We start from the raw sequence: 14,735 nt of genomic DNA, 5'->3' as shown, positions 1-14,735 counted from the left end.
CAGTCAACGACCGTCAGGCAACGACCGTCAGAAGAGGCGCAGTTTATCGTCGTCGATGCCGCGCAGGGCGTCGTAGTCGAGGGTGACGCAGTCGATGCCGCGGTCGGTGGCCAGCACGCGGGCCTGCGGCTTGATCTCCTGCGCCGCGAACACGCCCTTCACCGGGGCCAGGTGCGGATCGCGGTTGAGCAGCTCCAGGTAGCGGGTGAGCTGCTCGACGCCGTCGATTTCGCCGCGCCGCTTGATCTCGATGGCGACGGTCGCCCCGCCCCCGTCGCGGCACAGGATGTCCACCGGTCCGATGGCGGTGGGGTATTCGCGCCGAATCAGGGACCAGCCCGCGCCGAGCGTCTCCATGCGGTCGGCGAGCAGTTCCTGGAGGTGCGCCTCGACGCCGTCCTTGATGAGGCCGGGGTCCGTGCCGAGTTCGTGGGACGAGTCGTGCAGGACTTCCGCCATCGTGATGATCAGTTTCTCGCCCGCCTTGTTCACCACCGTCCAGACCCCGTCCTCACCCTCCTTGAGCGTGCACGGAGGAGACATCCAGTTGAGGGGTTTGTAGGCCCGGTCGTCGGCGTGGACGGACACCGACCCGTCGGCCTTCACCAGGATCAGCCGGGGTGCCAGGGGCAGGTGTGCAGTGAGCCGGCCGGCGTAGTCGACGGAGCAGCGGGCGATGACGAGACGCATGGGCGGCACGCTATCCGACCTCGGAGCCGGGTAGCGATTCGCCCCTGCTTCTCCCCGTTCATGCGTGGCTTGTTGTGCGCGCAACGCACTGGTCGACTGGTGGCTACGGCTTTACCGTAGGTGATGGGGGCGTCGCCGAACGAAAGCGTGTTACGGCGAGGCCCCCTGCCCCGTCCGTGGGACCCCGGCGCCGCCGGGGTCGCGAGAGGAGAACCCCATGTCGCTCGACGTCTCACCGGCCCTCCTGGAACAGGCCGAGCGAGGCGAGGTGGACGAAGCGGATTTCGTCGACTGCGTCAAGAACTCCCTCCCGTACGCCTGGGAGATGGTCAGCTCCCTCGTCGCCAGACTCCAGGTCGACGGTGGGGCGTTCGCCGACAACCAGACCCCGCCGCCGGACGAGCAGGCGCGTGGCCAGCTCCTGCGGGCCATGGCCAGTAACGCCATCCGGGGGGCCATGGAACGGCACTTCGGGGTGCGTCTCGCCTTCCAGAACTGCCACCGCGTCGCCGTGTTCCCGCTCGACGCCTCCGCCGACGAGCGGCTGGAGCGCTTCACGTCCATACGCGGCCAGCTCCTCAACCAGTCGCCGGTGCTGCGCGACTGCTGAACACCCGGCGCGGACGCTGCCGCTCCTCGAAGCCGAGGAGCGGCAGCACCTCCGCGCCGACCCGGGCGATGTTGGCCTCGGTGGCGGCGAGGCCGCCCGCCCCCTCCGCGAGCAGGGCGAAACGGCGGATGCCCGTGCGCTCGGCGGTGCGGGCGAGCCGGTCGGCGCACAGCACGGGCGGGCCCACCGGGTGCAGGGAGCACAGCAGCCGCGTGTACGCGGCCGGGTCCCGCATCGTGCGTGCCCGGCCGTCCACCGTGACGTGGGCGCCCAGCCCCTGCCGCAGCCAGCCCGGCATCGTCTCGCAGAGCGTCCGGGTGGCCTCGGCGGCGGTGTCGGCCACCTGGACGACGCCGGCGGACACGTGCCCGTCGGCGATCGTCTCCGCGTCGTGCCCGGCGGCCAGCGCCTCGCGCCGCCACAGGGCGGCCAGGCGGGCCTTCTCCTCGTCCCCGCAGTGCATGCCGAGCAGCATCGGCAGCCCGCGCACCGCGGCGAGGCGCACGGAGGCGTCCGAGGTGCACGCCATGACGACCGGCGGACCGCCGGGGCCGGTGAGCGCTTCGGCGGGGCGGGGGACGACGGCCACCTCGCGGAAGCGGTAGCGCTCCCCGTCCGCCCCCACGCGGGGCTCGCGCAGCCAGCGCAGCAGCAGGTCCAGCGCTTCGGGGAAGCCCGACTCGTACGCCGCGAGGCCGCTGCCGAAGACCTCCAGGTCCACCCACGGGCCGCCCCGGCCCACCCCCAGGGTGAACCGGCCGCCGGTGGTCAGGTGCAGCAGCGCGGCCTGCTCGCCCAGCGCCACCGGGTGCGCGGTCGGCAGGACGCTGACCGCCGTCCCCACGCCGATGCGCCGGGTACGCCCCAGGAGCAGGGCGGCCAGCGTCACCGCGGAGGGGCAGGTGCCGTACGGGACGAAGTGGTGCTCGGCCAGCCAGACCGCGTCCAGCCCGGCCTCCTCGGCCGCCACGGCGGACCGCACCGCGCGGTGCAGCGCCTCCTCCTGGCTCTGCCCGGGAAACTGTGCGGCCAGTACGAACGTCCCTACGCGCATTGTCGTCAACCTCCTCGGCGGCGCCCGTGGCCGTGCTGCCCCCTCCTGGCATTAACGCCTGACACGTGCCGAAGGCACGCTCACGGCACCCCGTTATTCGGATCATCGTTACGACGCCGCGGTGGAGCACGGACGGTTCGGGCGCGCAGCGTCCGGTGCGTAGGCTGGTCGGACAGTCCGCAGCGGTCGGACAGCCCGAGCCCCGGGCCGGTACGGCCCCCGACTCCTTCCGAGGTTCCCGTGTCTCCGCGACGAAACCGCCCGCGCGGCGGTGCCAAGGCCGACCCGAGCGCCGCCGGGGGCGGCCCGCGGTCGGTCAGCCTGGACCGCACCGAGTCCTGGCGGGGCGAGGACTGGGTCGTGCGGCGCATCAGCGGCGGCGGAGCGGCCAAGCACTACCGCTGCCCGGGCTGCGACCAGGAGATCCCGCCCGGCGTGCCGCACGTCGTCACCTGGCCGCAGTACGGGGACGTGGACAACCGCAGGCACTGGCACGGGCCGTGCTGGTCGGCGCGGGACCGCCGGGGCGTCCGCGTCCAGCGCTCCCGCAACGCCCCGCGCTACTGACCCCCGGCGCTCCCCGGCGGCGCCCGCCGTCCGGGCCGCCCGCTCAGGCGCCCGGACGGCGGCCCGGCGCGCGGGCGGCCCGCCCGTCACCAGCGGTCGTGGACCTGGGCGCGGGCGTAGCGGTCGTACAGGCCGCGCACGGCGTCCAGCACGGCGGGCGGCAGGGGCGCCAGGGCGGCGGCCTCCGCGTTCGCCACGGCCTGCTCGGGGGAACGGGCGCCGGGGATGACGGAGGTGACGCCGGGCTGCTGGATGACCCAGCGCAGGGCCGTCTGCGCCGGGGTGGCGCCCTCGGGGGCCAGCGCGGCGAACTCGGCGGCCGCCGCGAGACCGGTCCCGTAGTCGATCCCGGAGAACGTCTCGCCCTGGTCGAACGCCGAGCCGTCCCGGTTGAACGCGCGGTGGTCGTCGGGGGCGAACACCGTCTCACGGGTGTACCGGCCCGACAGCAGCCCGGAGGCCAGCGGCACGCGGGCGATGATGCCGACGCCCGCCTCGGCGGCCGCGGGCAGCACCCGCTCCAGCGGTTTGAGCCGCAGCGGGTTGAGGATGATCTGGACGCTGGCCGTGCCCGGCCGGGCGATGGCCGCGAGCGCCTGCTCGCACGTCTCCACGCTCACCGCGTACGCCGCGATCCGTTCCTCGGCCACCAGGGTGTCCAGGGCGTCGAAGACCGCGTCGGAGGAGTACACCGGCGAGGGCGGGCAGTGCAGCTGCACCAGGTCCAGGGTGTCGGTGCCGAGGTTGCGGCGGGAGCGGTCCGTCCAGGCGCGGAAGTTGTCGAGGTGGTACTGCTCGGGCGCCTGCTCGACGCGGCGGCCCATCTTCGTCGCCACGAACACCGGGGCGTCCGGGCGTTCCCGCAGGAAACGGCCGATGAGCTGCTCGCTGCGGCCGTCCCCGTACACGTCGGCGGTGTCGAAGAAGGTGACGCCGGACGCCGCCGCCGCGTCCAGCACGGCGAGGGCGTCCTCCTCCCGTACCTGGCCCCAGTCGGCGCCGAGCTGCCAGGTGCCCAGCCCCACGACGGAGACCGGCCGGCCGGTCCTGCCCAGTATGCGCTGTTCCATGAACCGATCCTAAAGCCGTCCGGCGCGGCCCGGCAGCCGGGCCGCGGCTCACACGTCGCGGAGGGCGATACGGGCGTAGGCGGCGGCGAGTGCCGCCGCCGTGACCGCCGCGAGGACGCCGAGCAGCGGCCAGCCGTTCGGGGTGCCCGGGTCCGCGGAGGACAGCTCGATCGGGATGTGGAACAGCGTGGCCAGGCCGTTGAGCGTCGAGTACTCGCGGATCGTCTCGCCCAGCTCGAAGGTGTTCTCGGTCGTCAGGAACAGCGAGACGATGAACGGCACGAGCACCAGGCCCAGCATGGTCGTCACCGCGCCGGGCGTGCTGCGCAGCAGCGTGCCGACGGCGAGCGAGAGCAGACCGAGCAGGGCGACGTACAGCGCGGCGCCGACCGTGGCGTCCAGCCACTCGCCGGAGGTGACGACGGCCTCCCCGGCCGCGCGGCTCGCCTCGCCGGTCGACGCTGTGTCGGCGTAGGGGCTGAGCGGCTTGCCCTCCAGCACGGCCGACTGGATGACCGCGGTGATCCCGCACGCGGCCAGCGTCATCACGAAGGACAGCAGGAAGAAGACGATGGCCTTGGCCGACAGCACCCGGCCGCGCTGCGGGCACACCGTCATCGTGGAGCGGATCATCCCGGTGCTGTACTCGGAGGTCACCACGAGCACCCCGAGGGTGATCACGGCGAGCTGCCCCAGCATCAGGCCGAAGAAGCCGCCGGAGAGCACCGGCATGTCCAGGTACGCGCTGCCGCTCATCCCGACGGCGACGAGCAGGCCGACGCCGACGACGAGGGCGAACAGCACGGCCAGCGTCCACACCGTGGAGCGCACCGAGCGGATCTTCGTCCACTCCGAGGCGATGGCGTGGCCGAGGTGGGCGCGCCGCTCGGGCAGCGGCGGGGCGTGGCCGGACCCGGGGCCCTGGGCGGCCCGGGCCGGCGGCGTGGCGGAGGACGGGGCGTAGGGCGTGGTCATCGGGCGTCCTCGCGGTCGGACGTGGGCTGCTGGACGGGGGCGGGCGGCGCCGGGGGAGCCGCCGGCGGGACGGGCGGGCCGGACCCGGGGGCCTGCGCGGTGCCGGACGGCCCCGGCCATCCGGCGCCGGGCGGCTGCGCGGCGTACGGCCCGGGTGCGGCGCCGGGCACTCCGGGCGGCCCGGCGTACGGACCGTGCTGGCCCGGCACCGGCTGCCCCGGCACCGGCTGCCCCGGCTGCCCGGAGCCGGGGCAGCCGGGACCGGGGCGGGTCCCCGGCGCGGCGGCGTAGTCCACGGCGCCCTGCGTCATCCGCATGTACGCCTCCTCCAGCGACGCCTGGTGCGGCGACAGCTCCCACAGCCGCACGTCCGCGCCGTGCGCCACGTCGCTGATCCGGGGCAGCGGCAGCCCGTCCACACGCAGCGCGCCGTCCGGCTCCGGCTGCACCCCGCCGCCCGCCTCGGCGAGCGCGGCCGACAGCTTCTCGCGCTGCTCGGGGGCGTCGTCCGGGGTGCGCACGCGCGCGAAGCCGGCGGAGTTGGCGGCGATGAACTCCCGCACCGGCTGGTCGGCGAGGAGCTGACCGCGTCCGATGACGATGAGGTGGTCGGCGGTCAGCGCCATCTCGCTCATCAGGTGGCTGGAGACGAAGACCGTCCGGCCCTCGGCGGCCAGCGCCTTCATCAGCTGCCGTACCCAGCGGATGCCCTCCGGGTCGAGGCCGTTGACCGGCTCGTCGAACAGGAGCACCCGCGGGTCGCCCAGCAGGGCGGCGGCGATGCCGAGCCGCTGCCCCATGCCGAGGGAGAAGCCCTTGGAACGCTTCCTGGCCACCGAGGTGAGGCCCACCATGGCCAGGACCTCGTCCACGCGCCGGGCGGGGATGCCCGAGAGCTGGGCGAGGCACAGCAGGTGCTGGCGGGCGCTGCGCCCGCCGTGCACGGCCTTGGCGTCCAGCAGCGCGCCCACCTGCCGGGCGGCGTTGGGCAGTCGGCGGAACGGGAGGCCGCTGACGGTGACCGTGCCGCTGCTCGGCTCGTCCAGCCCCAGGATCATCCGCATCGTCGTGGACTTCCCCGAGCCGTTGGGGCCGAGGAAGCCGGTGACGACGCCGGGCCGCACCTGGAAGGAGAGGTCGTGCACGGCCGTCTTGCCGCCGTAGGTCTTGGTCAGCCCGTAAGCCTCGATCATCGGCCCAGCCCCTGGTGTTGCGCGGGAACATCGGGGCGACGCCCGCCCCCGTAGAACCAGGAGGCTACCGGGACGCCGGCGGTTCCCTCACGCGTCCCGCCGTTTCAGCAGCAGGTAACCGCCGACCAGCGACGCGGCCGTCCACGCGGCCATGATGAGCAGCCCCGCCCAGGGCCCGTACGGGCGGTCTCCGGTGTCCACGACCGTCATGATCATCGATCCCGCCTGGTCCGGCAGGTACCAGGCGACCTCCCGGGTGGCCTCCACCGAGCCCAGGATCGGGCTGACCAGGAAGAACAGCGGCGTGAGGATGGCGAACGGCAGCATGGGCGTGCGCAGCATCCAGGTGACGCCCATGGCGAACAGCCCGATCAGCGCCATGTAGAAGCCGCCGCCGACGACGGCGCGCAGCACGTTCGGCTCGCTGATCGACGTGGCCAGGTCGCCCAGGACCGCCTGCCCCAGGAAGAAGGACAGGAAGCTGGTGACCATGCCGACGACCAGGACCAGGGCCGTGCCGACGAGCAGCTTCGCGGCCATGAAGGTGCCGCGCTGCGGCACGGCCGCCAGGGACGCGCGGATCATGCCGGTGCTGTACTCGCTGGAGACGATGAGCACGCCGAAAGCGATCATCGCGAGCTGGCCGATCGACATCCCGGCGAAGCTGGTGACGACGGGGTCGAAGGTGAGCTTGTTCTCCTCGGGGAGGTCGTCGTACGTCGTGCGGATCAGCAGGCTCAGCAGGACGCCGAAGGCGACCGTCACGAGGAAGGCGCTGCCCAGCGTCCAGACGGTCGAGCGGATCGTCATGGCCTTGGTCCACTCCGAGCGGAGGACCTGCGTCGCGTGGGCCATGGTCAGGACCCCTTCCTGGGCTGCGGGGACGGACCGGCGCCCGGGTCCGGCGGCGGTGCGGCGCCCGGGGGCACGGCGCCCGGCGGCGGTGCGGCGCCCGGAGGCACGGCGCCCGGCGGCGGGGTCTCGCCCTGCGCCTGGTACTGGACGGCGCCCGCGGTCAGCTGCATGAACGCTTCTTCCAGCGACGCCTGCTGCGGGCTCAGCTCGTGCAGGACGAGACCCTCCGCGGCGGCCAGCTCGCCCACCCGGTCGGACTCCGCGCCCTCGACCTCCAGCGCCCCGTCCGGACCCGCCACGACGGTGAGCCCCGCCGCGCCGAGCACGTCCCGCGCCTTCTCCTGCTCGGGCGTGCGCAGCCGCACGTACGACCGGGAGTTCTCCCGGATGAACTGCCGCATCGAGGTGTCGGCCAGCAGCCTGCCCTGCCCGATGACGATGAGGTGGTCGGCGGTCAGCGCCATCTCGCTCATGAGGTGGCTGGAGACGAAGACGGTCTTGCCCTGCTCGGCCAGGTGCTTCATCAGGTTGCGGATCCAGTGGATGCCCTCGGGGTCGAGCCCGTTGACGGGCTCGTCGAACATCAGGATCTTCGGGTCGCCGAGGAGGGCGGCGGCGATGCCGAGCCGCTGGCCCATGCCCAGGGAGAACCCCTTGGGGCGCTTCTTGGCGACCGACGACAGCCCCACCAGGCCCAGCACCTCGGTGACCCGCCGCTCGGGGATGCCGTTGGACTGGGCGAGCACCCGCAGGTGGTTGTACGCGGTGCGCCCGCCGTGCACCGACTTGGCCTCCAGGAGCGCGCCGATGGAGTTCAGCGGGTCCCGGAGCCGGTCGTAGTGCTGGCCGTCGATGCGCACGTCCCCGGCGGTCGGCCGGTCCAGGCCGAGCATCATCCGCATCGTGGTGGACTTGCCTGCCCCGTTGGGGCCCAGGAAGCCGGTCACCATACCGGGCTGGACCGTGCAGGTGAGCCGGTCGACCGCCGTCGTGGTGCCGTAGCGCTTCGTGAGCCCGTCAAGCTCGATCATGGGCCCGACGCTAGACGGTCCAAGTGCCGCACGCCAACCGTCGTGCGGCACTTGGACCGATAGGTGCGGGATGTCACCACCGCCCGGCGGCGACGCCCCGCGTCAGCGCGTCTGCTGCGCCGGGACGCCGCTGGTGGCACCGTCCTCGTCGTCGGCGGGCTGCCCGGAGGCGGCCACCGCCGCGCCCGTGAGGGTGGCCAGCATCTCGCGCACGTTGGTCAGCTGCGCGTTGATGCTGTCGCGGCGGTTGGTGAGCGCCGCCAGCTCGCGCTCGGACTCGCTGCGCACCCGGTCGGCCTTGGCGTTGGCGTCGGCCACGATGTCCTCGGCCTGCCGCTGGGCCGTCTCGACCGTCTGGCGGGCGCGGCGCTCGGCGTCGGTGCGCAGCTTCTCCGCCTCCAGGCGGAGCTGCTCGGCACGGTGCTCGATCTCCGCGAGCCGCTTCTCGGCCTTGGCCTGCCGGGAGGCGAGGTCACGCTCGGACTGCTCCCGCCGCTTGGCGAGGTTCGTCTCGAAGTCGGCCGCGGCCTGGGCCGCCTTGGCGCGGGTGTCCTCGAAGAGGGCGTCCGCCTCCTCGCGCTTGGACTGCGCGTCCCGCTCGGCGTCGGAGCGCAGCGTGGAGGCTTCGCCCTTCGCCTTGTCGACGATGCGGACGCCCTCGTCCTCGGCCTTCGCCTTCCGGTCGGCGGCGTACGCCTCGGCGTCGTCCCGCACCTGCTGGGCCGCGCTCTCGGCCAGCTCCCGGTGCTGCTCGGCGGCCCGGCGGGCCTCCTCGCGCAGGTCCTTGGCCTCCTCCTCCGCGAGGCGGAGGATCTTCTCGACCCGCGCGCCGAGCCCGGCGTAGGACGGCTCGGAGTCGTTGACCTGGGCCTGGGCGTTCTGCGTTTCGAGGTGCAGCTCCTCGATCCGCTTCTCCAGCGAGGTGATGCGGGCCAGTGCGCTGTCTCGGTCGGCGACGAGCTTGTTGATGCGGTCGTCCACCTGTCCGCGGTCGTAACCACGCCGCACGAGCTCGAAGCCGAAGGGGGAGGAAGTGTCGCTCATGGGGTTCCTGTCGAAAGAGACCGGTGAGGTGATAACCGGAATCCTAGGGGCCAGGGCGCCCCCTCTTCGAGCGGTTGCCTCACTTGGTGCCCTTTACCGCGCACACGACCGGAACCCGACCGGAAGAGGTGCGCTCTTTCGGGTGGCTACCCCTGGGGCGACTTGCCGCCGCGGGAACCGCCCGCTCCGGCCCCCGCCTTGACCGTCCCCTTGCCGTCGCGCCCGTCCTTGCCCTCGCGGCTCTCGCCCTTGTCCCGGCCCGGCTTCCCCGCGCCGGGCGACTCGAAGGACTCCAGCGCGTCCAGCACGTCCTGCACCCGGGAGATCTCCGCCTGGACGTCCTCGCGGCGGCGCACCAGCAGGTCCAGCTCCCGCCGCCCCTCCGCGACGATCCGCTCCGCCTCCTGCCGGGCCTCCTCGCGCAGATCCCCGGCCTCCTTGACCAAGGTGGCCTTCTTCTGCTCGGCCTCCTTGAGCAGCGCCTCGGCCTTGCGCACCGCCGCGATGCGCACCTTGCCCGCCTCGGAACCGGCGTCCGACACCAGCTTCCGTGCCTTCTCCTGCGCCTCGGTCAACTGCTCCTCGGCGGCCTTCACGAGTTTGTCGGTGCGCTCGCCCGCCGACTTCATCGTCTCGGCCGCCTCCCGGCGGGCCCGCTCGTGCAGCTCCTCGACCTCGCCCTCCACCCGCTGACGCAGCTCCTCGGTGCGCTCCCGGATGGCCGTCGCGTCCCTGCGGGCCTCCTCCAGCATGGTGTCGGAGTCCGCGCGGGCCCGCTCCACCAGCCGGCTGCTCTCCGCCCGGCCCTCGGACACCAGCCGCTCGGCCTCGGCGCGGGCGACGCCGACCATCGTGTCGGACTGCTCCTCGGCGGCGGCCGCGGTACGGACGGCCTCCTCCCGCGCCTTCGCCAGCAGCTCGTCGGCCTGCCCGGCCGCCTCGTTCAGCTTCCGCGACGCCTCCCGGCGCGCCTCGTCCCTGACCCGGTCGGCGTCCCCGCGGGCCTGGTCGGCCTCGCCCTGCGCGGAGCTGCGCAGCCGCTCCGCCTCGGCGATCGCGTCCGTGACGGTGCGCTCGGCCAGCGACTTGGCCGCGTCCGTCTCCTCCTCGGCCTCCCGGCGCAGCGTCGCCGCCGCGTGCTCGGCGGCCGACCGCAGCCCGGCGACGTCCTCCTCGGCGCGCTCGCGCAGCCCGGCCACAACCTCCCGCACCTGCCGCGCCTGCTCCTCGGCCGTGGCCACCAGCCCGGCGGCGCGCTCCTCCGCCTCGGCCACCAGCCGCGTCGCCTCGCTCTGCGCCTCCTCCACGCGGCGACGCGCCGACGCCAGCAGCTCCTCACTCTGCTCCCGCGCCTGCGTGCGCTCGCGGTGCGCCTCCTCGCGGGCGTCGGCCAGCAGTTCGTCGGCCTCGCCGCGCCGGCGGGCGGCCTCCTCCCGCGCCGCCGCCAGCGCCTCGGCCGCCTCGGTGCCGAGCCGCTCGGCCGCGGCCTGCGCCTCGGCGCGCACCCGGTCGGCGGTCTCCTGCGCCTCGGAGCGCAGCCGCTCCGCCTCGGTGGCCGCCTCGGTGCGCAGCCGGACGGCCAGGGCCTCGCCCTCGGCGCGGGCGTCCGCGGCGTCCGACGCGGCCTCCGTGCGCAGCCGCTCGGCCTCCTCCTCGGCCTGCTGCCCGAGCGTCCGGACGCGCTCGGCGGCCTCGGCGCGCAGCCGTTCCGTCTCGGCCCGCGCCTCCTCGCGCAGCCGCGCCGCCTCGTCCCGGGCGCCGCGCAGCTCCTCCTCGGCGGCGGCGAACCTCTCCTCCGCCTCCTCCCGGCGCCGGGCCAGTTCACCGGCGGCCTCGGTGGCGGCCTGCCCGGCCTGCTCCTCGGCCTCCTCGCGGATGCGCCGGGCGGCTGCCTCGGCCTCCGCCCTGGCCTCGTCCGCCTGCTCCTGCGCGCCGCGGCGCAGCTCCTCGGCCTCGGCGCGGGCCCGCTCCAGCAGCTCCTCGGCCTGGCGGCGCAGCCCGGTGGCCCGCTCGATGGCCTCGGTGCGGACGCGCTCGCCCTCGGCGGTGGCCGCGCCGCGCGTCTCCTCGGCGTCCGCCTTGGCCTGGGCGAGCAGCTCCTCGGCCTTGCCCGCGGCCTGCTCGATCTGCTGGACGGCGTCCTTGCGGGCCTCGGCCCGGAGCCGCTCGCCCTCCTCGACGGCCTCCGCGCGCAGCTGCTCGGCCTCGCCACGCAGCCGCCGCGCCTCCTCCTGGAGCTCGGCCGTCTTGGCCCGGTACGCCTTGGTGTCCGCCTGCGCGGACCCCTTCAGCTGCTCGGCGGTGTCGTGGGCCTGCGCGCGGAGCCGGTCGGCCTCCTCCTCGGCCTCGGTGCGCAGCCGCTCGGCCTCCTCGGCCGCCGCCTTCGTCGTGGCCTGGGCCTCCGCGGACGCCTTGCCGAGCATCTCCTCGGCGCTGCGGGCCGCCTCGGCGAGCTGGGCGGCCGTCTCCTCGGCGGCGGAGGCGCGGGCGTCCTCGCGGGCCTTGGCCAGCGCGCGTTCGGTCTCGGCGCGGGCGTCGGTGAGCGTCTGCTCCGCCTCCGCCTTCAGCGCCTCGGCCTCCGAGGTCGCCTCGCTGACGAGCCGGGCGATCTGGGCCTTGGCGGTGCGGGTGCGCTGCTCGTTCTGCGACTCCGCGTCCGCCAGCCGCTTGGCCGCGTCCTCGCGGGCCGCCTCCAGGACCTTGTCCGCCTCGCTGCGGGCGCTGCGCAGCGCCTCGTCGGCCTCCCGCACACGCTGCTCGGCGCGGCGGGCCAGCTCGGCGGCCTCCCGCCGCGCCGCCTCCGTCTCGGACGCGGTGCTGCTGCGCAGCCGCTCGGCGTGGTCGGTGGCCTCCTGCGCCTGCGTGGAGGCGGCCGCGAGCAGCCGCTCGGCGTCGGCGCGGGCCCGGCGCAGCAGGGCTTCGGCCTCGCCGCGGGCGGCCCGCGCCTCCTCGGTGAGCCGCTGCCGCGACTGCTCGGCCAGCCGCTGCGCCTCGGCCCTGGCGGCGCCGAGGGTCTGCTCCGCCTCGGCGCGGGTCTCCTCGGCGAGGCGGCGGGCCTGGGCCTCGCTGCGGGCGCGCAGTTGCTCCGCCCAGGCGACGTTCTCGTTGACGTGCGACTCGACGGTCGAGCGGCGTTCGGCCAGCTCCTGGTCGAGCTGCTGACGGCGGCGCACGGCCTCGGCGTGCAGGTCCGACTCCAGCCGGGCCTGCGCCTCGGCCTGCTCCTGGTGTATGCGCTGGGCCTGGGCCCGGGCCTCGCGCAGCTCGCGGTCCGCGTCCGCGCGCAGCTGCTCGGCCTGGAGCTGGGCGTTGCGCAGGAGCTGCTCCGCCTGACCGGCGAGGTTGTCGTAACCGGCCGGGCGCGCGGCGAGGGAGCGCCGCGCCTCGTGCAGTTTGGCGCGGAGCACTTCGACCTGGTAGCCGAGGTCGTCGGCGTGGTCGACCGCCTTGTCCCGTTCCTTTCTCAGCCGTTCCATCTCGGCTTCGAAACGCGACAGGTGGTCGTCAGCCTCGTAGCGGTCGTAGCCCCGCACTGCGCGGTCCCATCCGTCCCCTGGTCGGTAAGGTGAACTGGCTGTTCCGAAGAACGTCCGCGGAAAGCTCCGCGGATCTCCCGAAGAACCTCCGAGGAAATGGTGTCAGATCATCGGCGGGACGCGGAACGGGACCCAGGACCTGCCCGGCCGCCCACGGCTGTGCGCCGCGCGGCCACTCTAGCGCCCCCGAGCGCGAATTCCGTGCGTGTGCCGGGGGGAACGGACGGGCGTGGGGACGGGTGCGGGGGACGGCCGGCGGCCGCCGGGCGTCAGGCGCCGTCCGGCGCCTGCCCCTCGTGCGGTGCGGCGGAGGCGGAGGTGACGAGTTCGGTGAGCACCCCGTGGCAGTCCTTGGGGTGGAGGAAGGTGATCCGCGAGCCCATGGAGCCGGTGCGCGGCGCGTCGTAGAGGACCCGCACGCCCTTGTCCCTGATCGCCTCCGACTCCCCGTCGATGTCGGCCGTGCCGAAGGCGATGTGGTGGACGCCCTCGCCGTTCTTGGCGAGCCACTTGGCGACGGTCGACTCCTCGTCGACCGGCTCCAGGAGCTGGAGGTAGGAGGCGCCGCCGTCGTCGGTGCCGTTGATGCGGAGCATGGCCTCCCGGACGCCCTGCTCCTCGTTGACCTCGGTGTGGAACACCTCGAAGCCGTAGGTGGCGCGGTAGAACTCGACGGTCGCGTCCAGGTCGAAGCAGGCGATCCCGATGTGGTCGATGCGCGTCAGCATGGAACAAGGACACCGCCTGCGGGGTTGATTACGCAACGTGCGCACGGTCACACCGACGGACCGGTGACCGGCCGGGTACCGCTCAGTACATTGGCGATTAACCCTCGTTCACTTCCTTCTCCGAAGGGGCCGCAGCATGACTGGCACGACCGGCACCACCTCAGTGATCGTCGCGGGCGCCCGTACGCCCATGGGACGGCTGCTCGGCTCGCTGAAGTCCTTCTCCGGGGCGGATCTCGGCGGCTTCGCGATCAAGGCCGCCCTCGACCGTGCGGGCATCGGCGGCGACCAGGTCCAGTACGTCATCATGGGACAGGTCCTCCAGGCCGGTGCGGGGCAGATCCCGGCCCGCCAGGCCGCGGTGAAGGCCGGTATCCCCATGAACGTGCCCGCGCTGACCGTCAACAAGGTCTGCCTGTCCGGGCTGGACGCCATCGCCCTGGCGGACCAGCTCATCCGGGCCGGCGAGTTCGACGTGGTCGTCGCCGGCGGCCAGGAGTCCATGACGAACGCGCCGCACCTGCTGCCCGGCTCCCGGGAGGGGCACAAGTACGGTGCCGTGCAGATGCTCGACGCGATGGCCCACGACGGCCTGACCGACGCCTTCGAGAACGTGGCGATGGGCGAGTCGACCGAGAAGCACAACACGCGCCTGGGCATCGGCCGCGCCGAGCAGGACGAGATCGCCGCCGCCTCGCACCAGAAGGCCGCGGCCGCCCAGAAGAACGGCCTGTTCGAGGCCGAGATCACGCCCGTGGAGATCCCGCAGCGCAAGGGCGAGCCCGTCGTGTTCAGCAAGGACGAGGGCATCCGCGGCGAGACGACCGCCGAGTCCCTGGGCAAGCTGCGTCCGGCCTTCGCCAAGGACGGCACCATCACGGCGGGCTCCGCCTCGCAGATCTCCGACGGCGCGGCGGCCGTCGTGGTGATGTCCCGGGCCCGGGCCGAGGAGCTGGGCCTGGAGTGGATCGCCGAGATCGGCGCCCACGGCAACGTGGCGGGCCCCGACAACTCCCTCCAGTCCCAGCCCGCCAACGCCATCCGGCACGCGCTGGGCAAGGAGGGCCTGGACGTCGCCGACCTGGACCTGGTCGAGATCAACGAGGCGTTCGCCGCCGTCTCGCACCAGTCCGTGAAGGAGCTGGGCATCAGCCCCGAAAAGGTGAACGTGAACGGTGGCGCCATCGCCCTCGGTCACCCGATCGGGATGTCCGGGGCCCGCATCGTGCTGCACCTCGCGCTGGAGCTGAAGCGGCGCGGCGGCGGCACCGGTGCGGCCGCCCTGTGCGGCGGCGGCGGCCAGGGCGACGCCCTCATCGTGAAGGTGCCGGGCAGGTGACGTCCGCACGGCGGCAGGCGCGGAGTCGGTGAGCGAGCGAGGA

Annotated in this window: 13 protein-coding genes; 3 read left to right on the top strand and 10 right to left on the bottom strand. The window is 74.1% G+C overall.

Translation table 11 applies throughout. The features are described 5' to 3' along the window. Window positions 1-27 precede the first annotated feature (27 nt). Entirely contained in the window at window positions 28-690 is a 663-nt protein-coding gene (gene nucS / locus V1J52_RS04660; RefSeq protein WP_330138294.1) for an endonuclease NucS, read from the bottom strand. A 217-nt stretch (window positions 691-907) separates the two neighbouring features. Here nucS and V1J52_RS04655 point away from each other — a divergent pair, with 217 nt between their 5' ends. Further along, a complete protein-coding gene (locus V1J52_RS04655) occupies window positions 908-1,300 on the top strand; it encodes an SCO5389 family protein (protein WP_330138293.1) in 393 nt (130 codons plus the stop codon). Here V1J52_RS04655 and V1J52_RS04650 read toward each other — a convergent pair. Beyond that, window positions 1,269-2,354 (bottom strand): LLM class flavin-dependent oxidoreductase, encoded by a 1,086-nt coding sequence (locus V1J52_RS04650; RefSeq protein WP_330138292.1) that lies wholly within the window; start codon window positions 2,352-2,354, stop codon window positions 1,269-1,271. The two genes, V1J52_RS04655 and V1J52_RS04650, sit on opposite strands and share 32 nt — an antisense overlap. A gap of 240 nt (window positions 2,355-2,594) precedes the next feature. Between V1J52_RS04650 and V1J52_RS04645 the strand changes: the two genes are divergently transcribed. Further along, window positions 2,595-2,921 (top strand): Rv1322 family protein, encoded by a 327-nt coding sequence (locus V1J52_RS04645; RefSeq protein ID WP_330138291.1) that lies wholly within the window; start codon window positions 2,595-2,597, stop codon window positions 2,919-2,921. Window positions 2,922-3,007: 86 nt separating this feature from the next. Here the strand turns inward: V1J52_RS04645 and V1J52_RS04640 are convergent, their stop codons facing one another. From V1J52_RS04640 to mce, 8 genes are all read right to left on the bottom strand, one after another. Then, window positions 3,008-3,991 (bottom strand): aldo/keto reductase, encoded by a 984-nt coding sequence (locus V1J52_RS04640; protein ID WP_330138290.1) that lies wholly within the window; start codon window positions 3,989-3,991, stop codon window positions 3,008-3,010. A 48-nt stretch (window positions 3,992-4,039) separates the two neighbouring features. After that, entirely contained in the window at window positions 4,040-4,966 is a 927-nt protein-coding gene (locus V1J52_RS04635; RefSeq protein WP_330138289.1) for an ABC transporter permease, read from the bottom strand. Beyond that, window positions 4,963-6,159: an ABC transporter ATP-binding protein gene (locus V1J52_RS04630; RefSeq protein ID WP_330138288.1), complete on the bottom strand. Its 1,197-nt coding sequence runs from the start codon at window positions 6,157-6,159 to the stop codon at window positions 4,963-4,965. Before V1J52_RS04630 ends, V1J52_RS04635 begins: the two co-directional genes overlap by 4 nt. An 87-nt stretch (window positions 6,160-6,246) precedes the next feature. Next, entirely contained in the window at window positions 6,247-7,014 is a 768-nt protein-coding gene (locus V1J52_RS04625) for an ABC-2 transporter permease (protein WP_330138287.1), read from the bottom strand. A 2-nt stretch (window positions 7,015-7,016) separates the two neighbouring features. After that, on the bottom strand, window positions 7,017-8,045 hold the full coding sequence (locus V1J52_RS04620) for an ATP-binding cassette domain-containing protein (RefSeq protein WP_330138286.1): 1,029 nt from the start codon (window positions 8,043-8,045) through the stop codon (window positions 7,017-7,019). Between the two features lie 102 nt (window positions 8,046-8,147). After that, entirely contained in the window at window positions 8,148-9,089 is a 942-nt protein-coding gene (locus V1J52_RS04615) for a coiled-coil domain-containing protein (RefSeq protein WP_330138285.1), read from the bottom strand. Window positions 9,090-9,235: 146 nt separating this feature from the next. Then, window positions 9,236-12,622 carry a polarized growth protein Scy gene (scy, locus tag V1J52_RS04610; protein WP_330138284.1) on the bottom strand — a complete coding sequence of 1,129 codons (3,387 nt, stop codon included), beginning with the start codon at window positions 12,620-12,622 and terminating at the stop codon, window positions 9,236-9,238. A 272-nt stretch (window positions 12,623-12,894) separates the two neighbouring features. After that, on the bottom strand, window positions 12,895-13,353 hold the full coding sequence (mce, locus tag V1J52_RS04605) for a methylmalonyl-CoA epimerase (RefSeq protein WP_330138283.1): 459 nt from the start codon (window positions 13,351-13,353) through the stop codon (window positions 12,895-12,897). Between the two features lie 136 nt (window positions 13,354-13,489). On the opposite strand from mce, the gene V1J52_RS04600 reads away from it, so the two are divergent. Continuing rightward, window positions 13,490-14,692 (top strand): acetyl-CoA C-acetyltransferase, encoded by a 1,203-nt coding sequence (locus V1J52_RS04600; RefSeq protein WP_330138282.1) that lies wholly within the window; start codon window positions 13,490-13,492, stop codon window positions 14,690-14,692. Window positions 14,693-14,735 lie beyond the last annotated feature (43 nt).

Origin of the sequence: Streptomyces solitudinis, from assembly GCF_036323765.1 — a bacterium.
In the GTDB taxonomy this organism is placed as follows: domain Bacteria; phylum Actinomycetota; class Actinomycetes; order Streptomycetales; family Streptomycetaceae; genus Streptomyces.
The sequence above is the reverse complement of the archived record's forward strand: the minus strand, read 5'-3'. Positions and strand labels throughout refer to the sequence as shown.